The organism is Porcipelethomonas ammoniilytica, from assembly GCF_025567485.1.
Classification (GTDB): Bacteria; Bacillota; Clostridia; order Oscillospirales; family Ruminococcaceae; genus Porcipelethomonas; species Porcipelethomonas ammoniilytica.
Genome location: NZ_JAOQKH010000002.1, coordinates 28,111 through 43,798 on the forward strand (window position 1 = coordinate 28,111; position 15,688 = coordinate 43,798).

Consider the following 15,688-nt stretch of genomic DNA (forward strand, 5'->3'; position numbering starts at 1 on the left):
AAGAAACCTCCTATTCAGCCGGAACAATACCGGCGTCGTCGAGATCTTCGGATTCAGGAAGAAGTTCACCGTTTTCTCCGTCAATAATGTCTTCAGAATTTTCGTTATCATCTATTTGAGGAACAATATCGCCGTTTTCATCTAAAAATCCGCCGTCTTCACCGTCTATACTGTCTGAACCGTCAATATTTTCATCTGGATTTTCATCGTCCGGGGTTATTTCATCAGGATCGGTGGTAGTCGGCATACCTTCCTCATAATCTTCGGCAGGATAAGCGATGCTGTCGTCGTCAGTAAGACCGGAAACTATTTGGCAGTCTCCGTAATTTTCGTCTTTTTCTCCGATTTCAACGTATTTTTTCTCAAGCCTGTCCTTTTTTCCGGCAGCCCAGACAAAGGTTTTACCGTCGTCGTCTGTGACGATATAATCCTCATAAATCCATACTCCTGTTTTTTCTTCCATACCGGATTGTCCGTAGTCAGGTTCAATAATAACATGCTGACCCAGCATAAGACCTTCATTGCTGTCCAGCGATACGTAAAACGGATATTTTGAAGATGTGCTCATTTCGTCTGAATCTCCGCTGTACATTACTCCGCTGTTGTCCTGAATAGGTTCTGAGCCTATTTCAGTGACTGTTCCGTTCCATGTTACCGTTTCATCTGTCCTTGAACGTATGATCATGGGCATATCGGCACTTATCGCCATCATATTCTGTTCGTTGACAGTTCCCTTTACTCTGAAATCACCGCTTGCAATAATAGTCATTACAACGTCTGCATCGGTATTTTCTCCGTACATATCTTCCGGATTGCTGTTACCGGAATTCGGGGAATTTACTTTTTTTACTGTTCCTGACATTTCTGACTTTACAGTAGAATTTTTTATTGAATTTTTCAGTTTTTCAAGCTCTGAATTTTTAACTTTTTTATCGTATTCTGCTTTTGAAATGTCGGTTTTCAGAGTTTGGATCTGAGCGGAATATGAAAATTTATCGTCGCTTGAGGCGTTTTTTTTGTCGCTTTCAAGCTGCGTGATCTGTTTTTGCATAGAATCTATATCGTTATTGAATTTTTCAATTTCAAGCTCGCCCTGTTCCAATTCCAGTTCCATAGCTTCAACGTCATAGGTAAAAAGCTCTGTACCTTCTGAAACCTCGTCGCCTTCCTTAACAAGTATTTCTTTTATTGTTTTGGAGGTATCGTATTTAACATCAAGGCTTTTCTGCGATTCGATTACGCCTGAAAAGCAGTCCCCGCCTAATGAGATCATATTTACTGTGTTTATATCTGCAACGGGACTTACAAAAACCTTTTCTCCTGATTGGTTATCAGAGCTTAATTTCCAAATTGCAATTCCCGATACTGCAACGGCAACTGCTGCCGCTGCCGACACGGCGGCAATTATAATTTTCTTTTTTTTATTCATTTAAATGCTCCCTTTTTGTCTTTATGTAATGACTGTATTATACACAATAGTACGATAAAAGTCAATAATAATAATGATATGTTTCTGTTTTGTAATATTATCAGCATTAAACTTTGTCGTATTCATGTAAATTTATAGTCTGTCTATAGCATAAAAGCAGACACCGAAAGTGTCTGCTTTGACATTACTGATTAAATTTTTCTTTAAGTTTATCAAAAAAGGATTTTCTTTTTTCATAATGATTTTCTGTTTCGCTTTCAGACATAGATGCTTCATATTCACGCAGAAGATCCTTTTGCTTTTTGTTAAGATTTTTTGGAACTTCAATATTGACCTTGACGTACTGATCGCCTCTGTCGCTTCGTCTGAGTTTTTTAACGCCTTTTCCTCTTAGACGGAATACAGTGCCTGTTTGTGTTCCCTCGGCTATATTGTATTTAACATTTCCGTCAATAGTAGGTACGGTAATCTCGTCGCCCAGAACTGCCTGAGTATAAGTAATAGGGATTTCGCAGTGAATATCGGAACCGTTTCTGACAAAAAGCGGATGCGGTCTTACAGAAACCACAACATTCAGGTCGCCGGACGGGCCGCCGTTCAAACCGTTGTCGCCCTGTCCTCCGACTCTCAAAATCTGACCGTCGTCTATACCTGCCGGAATATCCACATTTATAGTTTTTGAAACTCTTACCCTTGCAGTACCGCCGCACTTTTTGCACGGATTTGAAATGATCGTTCCTTTTCCTCCGCAGCGTGAGCATGTTTTTGAAGAGGAGATCATACCGAATGGAGTTCTCTGAGTGACTTTAACAGTACCTGAACCGTTACAATCCGGACATGTTTGCGGAGAAGAACCTGCCGCAGCGCCTGTACCGTTGCACTCGCTGCACTTTTCCATTTTATTTATTTTAACGTCATGTTTTTTGCCTTCACAGGCTTCCATGAAGCTTATATTTATGTTGGCGTTGATATCCTGACCTCTTCTGGGAGCGTTGGCATTGGAGCGTGCCGAAGATCTCATACCGCCTCCTCCGCCGAAAATACCGCTGAACAGGTCTTCAAAAATATCTCCTCCGCCGAAACCGCCTCCGTTGAAGCCTCCGGAAAATCCTCCGCTGCCGAAGTTGGGGTCAACTCCCGCATGACCGAACTGATCGTATCTCTGACGTTTTTCCGGATCGGAAAGTACTTCATAAGCTTTGTTTAATTCCTTGAATTTTTCTTCGCATTCTTTATCGTTAGGGTGAAGGTCAGGGTGATATTTTCTTGCCATTTTCTTAAAGGCTTTCTTTATTTCGTCATCAGACGCACCTTTCTGAACCCCCAGCACCTCATAATAATCTCTTTCATCAGCCATAACTGACCGCACCTCTTTCTGTCTGTGCTTTTATACTATTTTACAATCGAGTATAAACAGCTTTCGGGCGGACAAATTTATCCGCCCTCACAGCTAGTATTTTTTAAGCTTCTGTGTAGTCAGCGTCTACAACGCCGTCGTCATTTGACGCATTTCCTGCCGCACCTGCTGCTTCTGCTGCCGCCTGCTGTGCAGCTGCCTGTTCTTCAGGACTTGCATTCTGGTAAACCTTAGTTGCCAGTTCGCCGAATACCTTCTGAAGTTCATCATGCTTAGCCTTGATATCTGCAATGTCATTGCCTTTTAAAGCTTCTTTAAGTTCATTGCACTTAGCTTCGATAGGAGCTTTATCTTCAGCAGTTACCTTGTCGCCGAAATCGTTAAGAGCCTTTTCGCACTGGAATACAAAGTTTTCAGCATTGTTCTTTGTATCAACTTCTTCTCTTCTCTTTTTGTCTTCTTCGGCAAACATTTCAGCGTCCTTGACAGCCTTGTCAATGTCTTCCTTGGACATATTTGTTGAAGAAGTAATAGTAATGTTCTGTTCCTTGCCTGTACCCTTATCCTTAGCGGAAACATGAACGATACCGTTTGCGTCTATATCGAAAGTAACTTCGATCTGAGGGATTCCTCTAGGAGCAGGAGCAATACCGTCAAGACGGAATGTACCGAGCTGCTTGTTATCCTTTGCAAATTCACGTTCACCCTGAAGTACGTTGATATCAACAGCTGTCTGATTGTCAGCGTAAGTGGAGAATACCTGAGTCTGCTTTGTAGGAATAGTAGTATTTCTCTGGATCATAGGAGTGCTTACTCCGCCTGCTGTTTCAATACCGAGTGTAAGAGGAGTAACGTCCAGAAGGAGCAAACCTTCCTTAACGTCACCGCCGAGTACGCCGCCCTGATATGCAGCACCCAAAGCTACGCATTCGTCAGGATTGATACCCTTGAACGGATCTTTGTTCATAAAGCTCTTTACAGCTTCCTGAACAGCTGGAATTCTTGAAGAACCGCCTACCATAAGAACCTTGTGCAGGTCGCTTGCTGAAAGACCGCTGTCTGAGAGAGCCTGCTTTACAGGACCCATTGTGGACTGTACGAGATCTGATGTAAGCTCATTGAACTTAGCCTGAGTGAGAGTAAGGTCAAGGTGCTTAGGACCTGTAGCGTCTGCTGTGATAAACGGAAGATTGATCTGTGAAGTCGGAGTTGAAGAAAGTTCGATTTTGGATTTTTCTGCCGCTTCCTTAAGTCTCTGCATAGCCATTTTATCTGTTGAAAGGTCGATGCCTTCGGATTTTTTGAATTCGGCAATCATCCAGTCGATAATTCTCTGGTCGAAGTCATCGCCGCCTAAGTGGTTGTTACCGGCTGTTGCAAGAACTTCTGTAACGCCGTCGCCCATTTCGATGATCGAAACGTCGAATGTACCGCCGCCTAAGTCGTAAACCATGATCTTCTGGTCTTCTTCCTTGTCAACACCGTAAGATAGTGCAGCTGCCGTAGGTTCGTTGATAATTCTCTTTACATTAAGACCTGCAATTTGACCGGCGTCTTTAGTTGCCTGTCTCTGAGCGTCTGTAAAGTAAGCAGGAACTGTAATAACAGCTTCTGTTACTGTTTCTCCAAGATACGCTTCTGCATCTGATTTAAGCTTTTGCAGGATCATTGCTGAAATTTCCTGAGGAGTATATGATTTACCGTCAATATCTACTTTGTAGTCAGAACCCATATGACGCTTGATTGAAATAACTGTCTTTTCAGGATTTGTAACTGCCTGACGCTTAGCTACCTGACCTACAAGTCTTTCACCGTTTTTAGAAAAAGCAACAACTGAAGGAGTTGTTCTTGCGCCTTCGGAGTTAGGGATTACAACGGCGCTGCCGCCTTCCATAACTGCTACGCATGAATTTGTTGTACCTAAGTCAATACCAATGATTTTTCCCATGATAAATCTTCCTTTCTCATATATACCGTTTAAAATTATGTGATATCGTTAAAATTAATTTGCCACCGCTACAACTGCATGGCGGATCACTCTGTCGTTAAACATATAACCTTTTTGGAAAACTTCACAAATTGTGTTTTCACCGAAGTTTTCGTCTTCCGTCTTCTTTATTGCGTTATGAAGATTCGGATCAAATTCATTGCCCAACGCCTCCATTTCAGTAACTCCTATTTTTTTCAGCACATCAATGAAATTGGTGTAGATCATCTGCATACCGCTTTTATAGGATTCGTCAGTGCATTCCGCCTCAATTGCTCTTTCAAAGCTGTCAATTACCGGAAGAATCTCCGCAATGCATCTGCAAGTTGCGTCGCCGTAGGCTTCCATTTTTTCCTTTGTTGTACGCTTGCGGTAATTATCATATTCCGCATAGAGTCTCAGATATTTGTCGTTTGCTTCGGCAAGCTGAGAAGTAAGCTCGTCGATTTTTTCCTGTAATTCACCGGAACCGTCTTCGCTTATTTCAACATCTATGTCCATATTTTTATTGGGAGCTTCGGTCGTTTCTGTAGGTTCTTTTATTTTTTCTTCATCACTCATTGTCATTGTCCTTTCTGTCTGTAGCTTCATCATCTTCGGAAATCAGATCCGAAATTTTATTTGTAAAGTATTCTATATAAGGAATTATTTTTGCGTAATCAAGTCTTACAGGACCTATTATACCCAGTGAACCGGCTGTTTTATCACCTTTTTGATAATTTGAAACTATCATGCTGGAATTTCCGATCACGAATCCGTCATTTTCCTCGCTGAACATTACATGAATACCGCTGAACGAATCGTCCAGAAATCCTTCGATTTCGGATTTGCGGTCCATGAATTTTACTATATCCATTTTGTCCAGTTCATCGCAAGAGAGAAGATTTTTTTCACCTTTTACTGTCAGTTCCTTATTTCTCAGGTCTTTTGAAAGTTCATAAATTCCCTGAACCAAAGGAGAAAGGGTAAACATATATGTTCCCAGAGCTTCGACCAGACTGTTAAGCATTTCATCTGACAGCTCAGATATGGATATTCCCTGAAGATTTTCTTCGATATAATTTGTAAAAAATTCAAGCTGTTCGTTTGTGAGGTCAAATTCGAGCCTGCACGCCTTGTTTTTTATACTTCCGTTTGAAGTAATGAGAAGTATCACATAAAGCCGTTTGCCTGTAGGGATAACTTCAACTTTTGAAATTACCGAAAATTTCGGAGCGGCGTTTGAAGCGACCACCGCACACTGCGTAAGCTCTGCAAGAGCAGTAGCGGCGCTTTGTATTACGAGTTCTTCGGTAACTGCGCCTTGATCCTCCAGCATTTTGTCAAGGCGTTTTACTTCGTCATCCGGAAGAGTCTGAGTTTTCATTATTTTGTCAATGTAAAGCCTGTATCCGCTGAACGTCGGAACGCGTCCCGCAGAGGTATGCGGCTGTTCAAGGTATCCCAGCTGTTCAAGCATTGCCATATCGTTTCTTACCGTTGCGGCGGAAACGTTTATTTCAGGCAGAGAAGCTATTGCTTTAGAACCTACCGGTTCGCCGGTCATTATATATTCATCTATGACAGCTGCAAGAATTTTTAATTTTCTGTCATTCACAGTCCGGCGCCTCCTTTGTTCTGCTGGCAGTTCCTGATTTTGAGTGTTAGCACTCATCCTCTTGGAGTGCTAAATATAATTTAACACTATTATGCTCAATTGTCAAGGGGTTTATGCATTTTCATCACAATGCACAAAAATCGGCTGTAAAAGCCAACCTGAAATGTGGAATTTTTGCCTGAATCAAATAACTGCACCAATATTACTCGAGTGTGAATTTTAGATGTAACATTTTACTTTTTTTCAAAAATGTAAGGGAGGTAAAATTCTTGCTTCGCCGGAATTGAGAGTTTCCTCAGTGCCGTCGTCATAGCGGACGATTAGTCCGGCATTATCGCTTATACCGATTGCAAGGGCGGTTTTTTCACTGCCGAGCTTGGAAACTGACACTCTTTGTCCTATAATAAATGAGCGTTTTCGGTAATTTTCCAGAAAGGAAGTATCTGAAAGATTTTTTGTCAGTATATCTATATTTTTCAGTATTTCAGCAATAATTTCAGCTCTTGACGGAGCTTTTCCGGTTTCGTCTTCAATTGATGTAGCAACATTCATAAGTTCTTCCGGAAAAATATTTTTAATGGATTTTACATTGATTCCGATTCCTACTACTGCATATTCCGGCTGTCCGGTTTCAAAGTTTACCGAAGCTTCGGTTAAAATACCGCAGATTTTTTTACCGTTTAAAAACAGGTCGTTTACCCATTTGATTTTTACGTCTGTGCCGCACACCTTGTCGATTGCCTGTGCCGCAGCGACTGCCGCACAGGAGGTTATCAGCTGACAGGTTTCCATATCGGTTTCAGGGCGTAGAATAATACTGAGATAAATACTTGTTCCATGAGGAGAACAAAAACTTCTTCCCATCCTTCCTTTACCGGCAGTCTGACAGTCTGCAATTACTGCTGTTGCATTTTTTGCTCCTTTTCTTGCTAGATCCTTTGCGTAGTTGTTTGTAGAATCTGTTTCATCAAGTACGATTATTTCTCTGTCATCAGTTTTATCCAGAAAGCTTTTTATAATTTCACGGTTTAAAATATCTCCGGTGCTTTTTAAAATGTAGCCCTTGTTGTTGATTGCCTGTATATCAAAGCCTTCTTCCTGAAGCTGTTTAACCGCTTTCCATACCGAATTTCTTCCTACACCCAGTTTTTGCGCAAGTGTTTCTCCGGAAATATAATCGTCTGAATTAAGAAGCTCTTCCATTACCTTTTCTTTAGTGGACATTTCAGTCACCCTTTCTTAAGTTTATTCATATTATAAATAATAACATATAAACCCGATTTTAACAAGGGAGGAAATAAAAGTGACTGAGGATATGCTCCTTGTTCTGGCTATGTCAACCGACGCATTTTTCGCCGCACTTTCTTACAGTACCGGAAAAATAAAAATACCTGCCGTTTCCGCCTTTGTGATCAGTATTATAAGCTCGGCGGTTCTTACGGCTTCAATGCTGATATCAGCTGCTGCCGGAGCGTTTATTCCCGAAAGCTTCTGCCGTACCGCAGGGGCGGTACTTTTAGGCATAATAGGCATTACCGGCTTTTGTCAGAACGGTCTTAAATCCATTTTAAGAAAACATAAGGGAAATGGGAAGGTATCCTTTAGTTGTTTCAATATCGGATTTGTCATAAGCGTATATTTAGATGAAACCAAAGCAGACGCAGACCGTTCTAAAATATTGTCTCCCAAAGAAGCCGTGGCTCTTGCTCTGGCATTGTCAGTGGATTCCGTATCCGGCGGACTGGGTGCGGGACTTTCCGGTGCAAATATATTAAGAGTGTGTCTACTAAGCTTTATATTCGGATTAATGGCAGTAGCCGCCGGCGGAAAGCTCGGCGAAGGACTGAGCAAAAAAGGGCCAGATCTTTCCTGGGTTTCAGGTGTATTTCTTATAGTGTTGGCGGCATATAAGTTAATAGGATAAAATTGTTAAATTATAAAGGTATTAGCATAAATTATTACAAATTTAGTATAAAAGTTTTCCGTCTATTGACTATCAGGACGTATTTTGCTATAATGATATAAATGTAAGTGCAGCTGATTGCTTGCTTATAATCTTTGAATATTAAAGTGAGTTTTTCTGATGAAGAATAATGAACAGTATAAAAAAATAGTATCATTCTTTTCAAGTTTGATTTTACTTGCCGCTTTGGCGGCGGATTTTATGTATATATGGTACGAATATTACAGTGATGCGATAGTTCTTCCGTTTTACAGACGCGGAAACTGGGTGGTAATTCTTATCTATGTAATCCTTACCATGATTTTTTTCAAGGCTTACGGCGGTCTTACAATGGGATATCTGAAGCGGACGGATATGCTCTATTCACAGGCGATTTCCATGGTAGCGGTCAATATAATCACTTATTTTCAGATAAGCGCTATCGGACGTGACTTTATGAAGGTTTTTCCTATGTTTATAATGACGGCTACCGATTTAATAATTATTGCACTGTGGATAGCTGCCAACAATAAAATATACTTAAAGCTTTATCCTCCAAGGAAGCTTATAATAATATACGGCAGCCGCAATGCGGAAACGCTTACCAATAAAATGAGCAGGCGTGAAGATAAATATATGATCTGTGAATCCATTAACATTCATGAAGATATGGATAAAATAAAAAGTGAAATACTGAGATTTGACGGAGCTATTATCTGTGATATAACCGGTCAGACAAGAAACGATATTATAAAGTATTGTTTTGAAAATTCAAAGCGAATATATATTTCTCCGAAAATTTCCGATATTATTATCAGGGGAGGTACTGATATAAATCTTTTTGACTCTCCGCTGCTGCTGTGCAGAAACAGTGGACTTTCCTTTGAACAGCGTCTTTTTAAGCGTATTTTTGATATTGTGGTATCAGTAATAGGTCTGATTATTCTGTCTCCGTTTATGCTTATAATTGCAGCTGCAATAAAAATCGACGACGGCGGAAGTATAATTTACAAGCAGAAAAGACTTACCATTAACGGAAAGGAATTTTTTGTATATAAATTCAGAAGCATGATACCTAATGCCGAAAAAAACGGAGTGCCTCAGCTGGCGACCGGTTCGGATTCAAGGATCACAAGAGTAGGAAAATTTTTGAGAAAATGCAGGCTGGACGAGCTTCCGCAGCTTTTCAATATAATCAAAGGGGATATGTCCGTAGTAGGACCAAGACCGGAACGTCCGGAGCTTACTGAAAAATACGAAAGAGAAATGCCGGAATTCAAATTCCGTTTAAAAGTAAAGGCGGGACTTACAGGATATGCACAGGTAACCGGCGTTTATGATACGACTCCTTATGACAAACTGAAAATGGATCTTATGTACATTGAACGCTATTCAATGGTTATGGATCTGCGGATAATTCTTATGACCATAAAAACAATGATATCTCCCGGAGAAATGAATTCCGAGGCGGATAAAGAAAAATATTAAAGCGGTGAATTGATTTGAAGAAACTGGAGAACAACATAGAAAATCTTATTAATGCCGAACCTGCATATAATGAATCTGAATCGGAAAACGATTCCGGATTTGTAAAGAAAATGAGCAGGAAAAAGGGCGGCAATGCACTAGGCGAATTTGGAGCAAGACAGAATGAACTTAATTTTCAGCTGATTCAGACAGTATCCGATTTGAAGGAATACTGCCGTGAGCTTGAGGAGCGTCTGGAAAAAGAAACCGATGCCCGACATAAAACGGCGGCGGTTCTTTCTGCAATGAAAAAGGAACTTGATTCAGTGCGCCTGCGGTCTACGCTGAATTCCAATCAGATAGAAAAAATGGACGGCGGTCTGGGAAAATATACGGAGAAGCTGGAAAATTACGCCTTGAGTATTTCTCCCGGCGCAAGGCTTGCGGATTGTCCGAAAGGCTGCAAGGAGGCGGATATTTCCAACTGTATAGGGTATTATGAAAAAATAGAAACGGCAAGAAATTCTGTCGGACTGTCCGAAAATACCGAGCTTGAAAAATTTTTGTATAACGCATTAAGCCGTGAATTTTCCGCAATGAGCGCTTTTGACAAGGTTGTAATTGATTTTTACGGGGAAGACAGATATGCGGCTGTATTGTACGGTAATCTCAGCAGAAACTCAATTTATAAAATAAATCGTATGGAAGACAATTGCGAACCGCAGGGAAATTTCAGCATTATCTGTACCGAAAACCTTCAGATACCCAAAAAACTGGCGCTGAAATCAGCTGTAATTATTGTAACAGGCAACGAACCGTTTGAGAATATATCTGATGAAGAACTTGAAAATCTTAAGTTTCTCAACGACTGTGGGCTTCATACCTATATCACCCTGTCAGACAGTACCTATAGAAGTTTTGTTCAAAAAGGATTCCGCTGCGTATCCCTCATTTCGGCTGACAAGCTTATGAGCGGAAAAATCGTCAGAACGATTGAAAAGAGTATGGAAACGTCAGTACCGTCCGGTGCGGTTACTTTCAGTCAGTTAAATCATGTTCTTGAAGCTTCCGGAAAGAAATTTACAGACGTCTCTGAAGAAACAGCAGGCACTGAAGCCTTACTCAGATCCCGTGAATATCCTTATAACTGTTTGAGCATAATGGAAAAAACGGCGGTCAATGCAGCAGAAAATTACTACTTTTCAGGCAAAAATATAAACAGATGCCGTATAAGCGATACGCATGAAGGCATATTTGACGTCATCAACGGCTTGAATTATGTGAATCACCTTGATTACAGCCACCGCAAAAAAATATATGCCCGTGTTAAAACCATGCTGGAAACAGATGGTCTGTTTATTATCAATGGTTTTGATTCTGTAATCGGAATAAAGCTTCGTGCAATTAACGGTTGGAATGAATATCCGGTTTATGAAGCGCTCTGGACTAGAGAACAGCTTATATCAGAGCTTGAGGACAACGGTTTTAAAATTAAGTTTCTTATTCCGGCAGGAACAGGTATTTTTGACATGCTCCCGCCTAAATATAGAAAAAGTCCTGCGGAATGGATTATCGGCGTCACGGTTTAGCCGTTGCTGAAAATGGAATTATGAGGAAAATGCGATTTTTTCAGGAGGATTTAAATGAGAAAAACAAAAATTGTTTGTACGATCGGTCCGGTAACACAAAGTGAGGAAATGATAAAAAAGCTTATGGAGCATGGTATGGATGTTGCCAGATTCAACTTTTCTCACGGAAGCTACGAGTACCATAAGGATTGCATTGAAAAGGTAAGAAAAGTTGCGTCTGAACTGAATCTTCCCGTTGCTGCAATGATGGATACCAAGGGACCGGAAGTAAGACTGGGCAGATTTGTTGACGACAAGCCTGTAGAAATTAAAAACGGCGATATTTATACGCTGACTACCGAAGATTGTCTCTGTACAGATAAGGTAGGCAGTATTACGTTTAAAAAGCTGCCTGCCGATGTTTCAGTGGGCACAAGAATACTTATAAACGACGGCGTTATTGAACTTCTTGCAGAAAAAGTTACTGCTACAGAAATCGAATGCCGTGTAATTCACGGAGGCAAGCTTTCAAATAACAAAGGTATCAACGTTCCCGGAGTAAAGCTTTCTATGCCGTATCTCAGCGATGCCGATATGAACGATCTGGAATTCGCCGCAAAAATGAAGTATGATTTTATTGCCGCAAGCTTTGTCAGAACTGCCGCTGATATAAATTACCTGAGAAAATATACACAGAGTCTCGGTTGGTTTGACGTTAGAATCATAGCAAAAATCGAGAATCTTGAGGGTGTTGAAAATATAGACGAAATCCTTGAAGCTGCTGACGGTATAATGGTAGCAAGAGGAGATATGGGTGTTGAAATACCTTTTGAACAGATCCCTGCTATACAGAAAGAACTGATTCATAAGGGTTATAATGCCGGTAAACAGGTTATAACTGCAACTCAGATGCTGGAATCTATGATTTCAAATCCTCGTCCTACACGTGCCGAAATTACAGATGTGGCAAACGCTATTTATGACGGTACGAGCGCTATTATGCTTTCAGGTGAAACGGCGGCAGGCGAATATCCTATAGAAGCGGTAAGTACTATGGCTCTGATCGCAGAAACTACGGAGTATAATATTGATTATAAATCAAGGTTTCATAAAAGAGGTACTGACAGCAATCCTAATATTGCAAATGCCATATCTCACGCATGTGTTACAACTGCTCACGATTTAGACGTGAAGGCTATCATTACAGTAACCAAAGGCGGAAGCACAGCAAGACTTATTTCTAAGTATCGTCCGCTTTGTCCGATTATAAGCTGTACTACAGATGAGGTAGTATGCCGTCAGATGAATATGTCATGGGGGGTTACTCCGATTATAATCAATGAGGAAACCAGTACCGATGAGCTGTTTGAGCATGCTGTGGACGCAGCTAAGAAGTATGGCTATGTGGAACAGGGGGATAGAGTAGTTATTACTGCCGGTGTTCCTCTGGGAATTTCGGGGACAACTAATCTTATGAAGGTAGATACGGTTAAATGATTCTGGAAGCATGTTTTAAGCTTGACATGTCAGTCTACGCATGATATAATAAGTAAAATTAAATACTGCCACCGGGCAGATAGAATGCAAAAAGCATTCGTCGGCGTATCGTTAGGTCTTAGAAGATACGTTTGGCGGATGCTTATTTTTTGGAGGTTTTATACTATGAAATTCAAAAATCCTTTTATTGGTTTGACGAAATTTGAATGGTGTTTATGGACCATATCTGTGGTTGTCGTTACAGGTTCATTTGTACTGTCAGGTTCGTCTGATATATTAACGATTATAGCTTCACTAATTGGTGTTACAGCTCTTATTTTCGTTGCTAAGGGGTATGTTTTTGGACAGATTTTAACAGTAATTTTTGCGGTTTTTTACGGTATTATATCGTTTTATTTTAAGTATTACGGAGAAATGATAACATATATTTGCATGACGTCTCCTATAGCAGTTTTTTCAATAATTACATGGATCAGGCATCCTTTTCAGAAGTCTTCTGAGGTAGAAGTAAATAAACTTAGCCGAAGGCAAATATATATTTTAATTGTATCTGTTATAGCTGTTACGGTTATTTTTTATTTTATACTGAAATATCTTGGAAATGCAAATTTGCTTTTCAGTACTGTATCTGTTGCCACAAGCTTTATTGCGTCTTATCTTACTCTTTTTCGCAGTCCGTTTTACGCTATAGGCTATGCTGCGAATGATATTGTATTAATAGTTTTGTGGATTCTTGCCGCTGCTGAAAACATTTCATACTTACCAATGGTCATATGCTTTGCAATGTTTTTGGTCAATGATTTATACGGATTTGTTAATTGGAGAAGAATGAAACAAAGACAGGAAAGCACATTTATCAGTAATGTATAAAGAAAAAAGCCGGATTAAACCGGCTTATATTAGTTATTCAGCTGAATTAATAAACATTTCATAAATTTTTCTGATTGCTTCTTCAAAGTCTGATTCACCGATAGCAATGATTACATTTAACTCACTTGATCCCTGATCAATCATTTTAACGTTTATCCTAGCGTGTGCCATTGAAGCGAAAATTCTTGCGGCAGTACCACGGGTACGGATCATTCCTCGTCCCACTACTGCCAGAATAGCAATACCCTTTTCAAGTTCAATATGGTCAGGAGCAACAGCTTTTCTTATTTGTGCGATAACCTCGTCTTCCTTGCCTTCGATCTGTCCGTAAGGGAAGATAAGAGAAAGTGTATCAATACCGGACGGCATATGCTCAATTGATATACCGTTTTTTTCGAGTACTTCCAAAACCTTTCGGCAGAAACCAAGTTCACTGTTCATCATTGCTTTTTCAATATTTATAGCGGCAAAGCCTTTTTTGCCTGCAATACCGGTTATAGTGTACTTATTGAATTCGTCTTCAGAGACTTCGGAAACAATCATAGTACCCGGATCTTCCGGAACATTAGTGTTTTTGATATTTATCGGGATACCCGCCGCTCTTACAGGGAAGATAGCGTCCTCATGCAGAACGGTAGCGCCCATATATGCAAGCTCACGCAGTTCCTTGTATGTTATGACATTTATAGCCTTCGGATTTTCTACGATTCTAGGATCTGCTACAAGAAATCCTGAAACGTCAGTCCAGTTTTCATAAACGTCCGCTTTTACTGCACTTGCAATAATTGAACCGGTAACGTCGGAACCGCCTCTTGAAAATGTTCTTACAACGCCGTTTACATCAGCACCGTAAAAGCCCGGGATAACTGCTCTTTCAACATTTTTCAGTCGGTCTCTCAGCTTAGGCTGTGTTTTTTCATTGTTGAAAGAACCGTCCTCATTGAATACAATGACAGTTGCAGCGTCAATAAATTCGTATCCCAGAAGTGCGGCAATAACAATACCGTTTAAGTACTCTCCTCGGCTTGCGGCATATTCACTGCCAGCTTTAGCGGAAATATTTTTCTTTATTTCAGCAAATTCATTGTCAATTGAAAGATCGAGTCCGAGATCGCTGATAATACCGTTGTATCTTTCGGCAATTGCGCCGAACGCATTATCTATACTTTTATTTTCCATTGCAAGACTATTGCAGTTATACAGCATATCCGTTACTTTTATATCATCAGAAAAACGCTTGCCCGGTGCAGACGGTACAACATATCTGCGTTTTTCATCACTTTTTATAATATCGGCAGCCTTAGTGATCTGTTTTGCGTCAGCCAGACTGCTTCCACCGAATTTTACAACTTTAACATTCATACTGTTATTCTCCTCTTGATTTTTTACCGTAATCACATATTTAATAGTATATGGTATTTTGTAAGAAAAATCAAGTGTAATTAATTACAAAATATTGTAAGTTTATCGGTGTTCTTTTGTCGAATACGCTTGTACGTCTGTGAAAGACACTTACTTTTTTAACAAGCTTTTTTCAAAAAGCTTGGCAAAAACTTTTATATCGTATTTAGTTTAATGATATAATTTACATAAGGCTCGACAGGTTAATAAACTGAGGATTGAAGATAAAAATTTTGAAAAAAGCTTGGCAAAAATTTTTATGCCGTACTTCATTAACTTGATTTTCTTTTTAAAGACTCGCAAAGCAGCTTTTTAAAAAGCTGATAAAACTTCCTTTTCTTAACTTTCTTGTTTCGTACATTCTACGCTTTGTAAAAGCGTAGGTAAAAAACATTTGTCATTTTCTTTGATTGCCCAAAGAAAATAACGAAAAGAAATGCCCTTCTTTCTTTGTTCCATGCCCTAGGGGTAAAAGAAGCAAAGAAAGGTAACGACTGCGTAGCCCTTTTAAACTATCACGCAAGGTACTCTCCCATAACTGTACTGAGACGTTTTTGCCACTTGTGTTCTCCG

General features: G+C 40.1%; 12 protein-coding genes. 5 read left to right on the forward strand and 7 right to left on the reverse strand.

What is annotated here, in order from left to right; translation table 11 throughout:
• Positions 1-10 precede the first annotated feature (10 nt).
• The 6 genes from OCV67_RS01720 to OCV67_RS01745 all read right to left on the reverse strand — a co-directional run bounded on the left by OCV67_RS01720 (position 11) and on the right by OCV67_RS01745 (position 7,594).
• On the reverse strand, positions 11-1,429 hold the full coding sequence (locus tag OCV67_RS01720) for an efflux RND transporter periplasmic adaptor subunit (RefSeq protein ID WP_147642139.1): 1,419 nt from the start codon (positions 1,427-1,429) through the stop codon (positions 11-13).
• 184 nt (positions 1,430-1,613) lie between these two features.
• Positions 1,614-2,786, reverse strand: a complete 1,173-nt coding sequence (gene dnaJ / locus OCV67_RS01725) for a molecular chaperone DnaJ (protein WP_147642140.1) — start codon at positions 2,784-2,786, stop codon at positions 1,614-1,616.
• 103 nt (positions 2,787-2,889) lie between these two features.
• On the reverse strand, positions 2,890-4,734 hold the full coding sequence (dnaK, locus tag OCV67_RS01730) for a molecular chaperone DnaK (RefSeq protein ID WP_147642141.1): 1,845 nt from the start codon (positions 4,732-4,734) through the stop codon (positions 2,890-2,892).
• Positions 4,735-4,788: 54 nt separating this feature from the next.
• The gene (grpE, locus tag OCV67_RS01735) at positions 4,789-5,334 is read right to left on the reverse strand and encodes a nucleotide exchange factor GrpE (protein WP_262644171.1); all 546 of its coding nucleotides are present in this window, start codon (positions 5,332-5,334) and stop codon (positions 4,789-4,791) included.
• Complete coding sequence (gene hrcA / locus OCV67_RS01740; protein ID WP_147642142.1) at positions 5,327-6,370, reverse strand: heat-inducible transcriptional repressor HrcA; 1,044 nt, start codon at positions 6,368-6,370, stop codon at positions 5,327-5,329. The genes grpE and hrcA overlap by 8 nt, the downstream gene beginning before the upstream one ends.
• Before the next feature lie 243 nt (positions 6,371-6,613).
• Positions 6,614-7,594, reverse strand: coding sequence for a biotin--[acetyl-CoA-carboxylase] ligase (locus tag OCV67_RS01745; protein WP_147642143.1), 981 nt, complete (start codon positions 7,592-7,594; stop codon positions 6,614-6,616).
• A 79-nt stretch (positions 7,595-7,673) separates the two neighbouring features.
• On the opposite strand from OCV67_RS01745, the gene OCV67_RS01750 reads away from it, so the two are divergent.
• The 5 genes from OCV67_RS01750 to pnuC all read left to right on the forward strand — a co-directional run bounded on the left by OCV67_RS01750 (position 7,674) and on the right by pnuC (position 13,714).
• A complete protein-coding gene (locus OCV67_RS01750; protein ID WP_147642144.1) occupies positions 7,674-8,294 on the forward strand; it encodes an MntP/YtaF family protein in 621 nt (206 codons plus the stop codon).
• A 159-nt stretch (positions 8,295-8,453) separates the two neighbouring features.
• Positions 8,454-9,800 (forward strand): sugar transferase, encoded by a 1,347-nt coding sequence (locus OCV67_RS01755; protein ID WP_147642145.1) that lies wholly within the window; start codon positions 8,454-8,456, stop codon positions 9,798-9,800.
• 14 nt (positions 9,801-9,814) lie between these two features.
• Positions 9,815-11,368, forward strand: coding sequence for a hypothetical protein (locus OCV67_RS01760; protein ID WP_147642146.1), 1,554 nt, complete (start codon positions 9,815-9,817; stop codon positions 11,366-11,368).
• A gap of 54 nt (positions 11,369-11,422) precedes the next feature.
• Positions 11,423-12,844: a pyruvate kinase gene (gene pyk, locus OCV67_RS01765; protein WP_147642147.1), complete on the forward strand. Its 1,422-nt coding sequence runs from the start codon at positions 11,423-11,425 to the stop codon at positions 12,842-12,844.
• A gap of 165 nt (positions 12,845-13,009) precedes the next feature.
• A complete protein-coding gene (pnuC, locus tag OCV67_RS01770; protein WP_147642148.1) occupies positions 13,010-13,714 on the forward strand; it encodes a nicotinamide riboside transporter PnuC in 705 nt (234 codons plus the stop codon).
• A gap of 33 nt (positions 13,715-13,747) precedes the next feature.
• Here the strand turns inward: pnuC and OCV67_RS01775 are convergent, their stop codons facing one another.
• Positions 13,748-15,076, reverse strand: coding sequence for an aspartate kinase (locus tag OCV67_RS01775; RefSeq protein WP_147642149.1), 1,329 nt, complete (start codon positions 15,074-15,076; stop codon positions 13,748-13,750).
• Positions 15,077-15,688 lie beyond the last annotated feature (612 nt).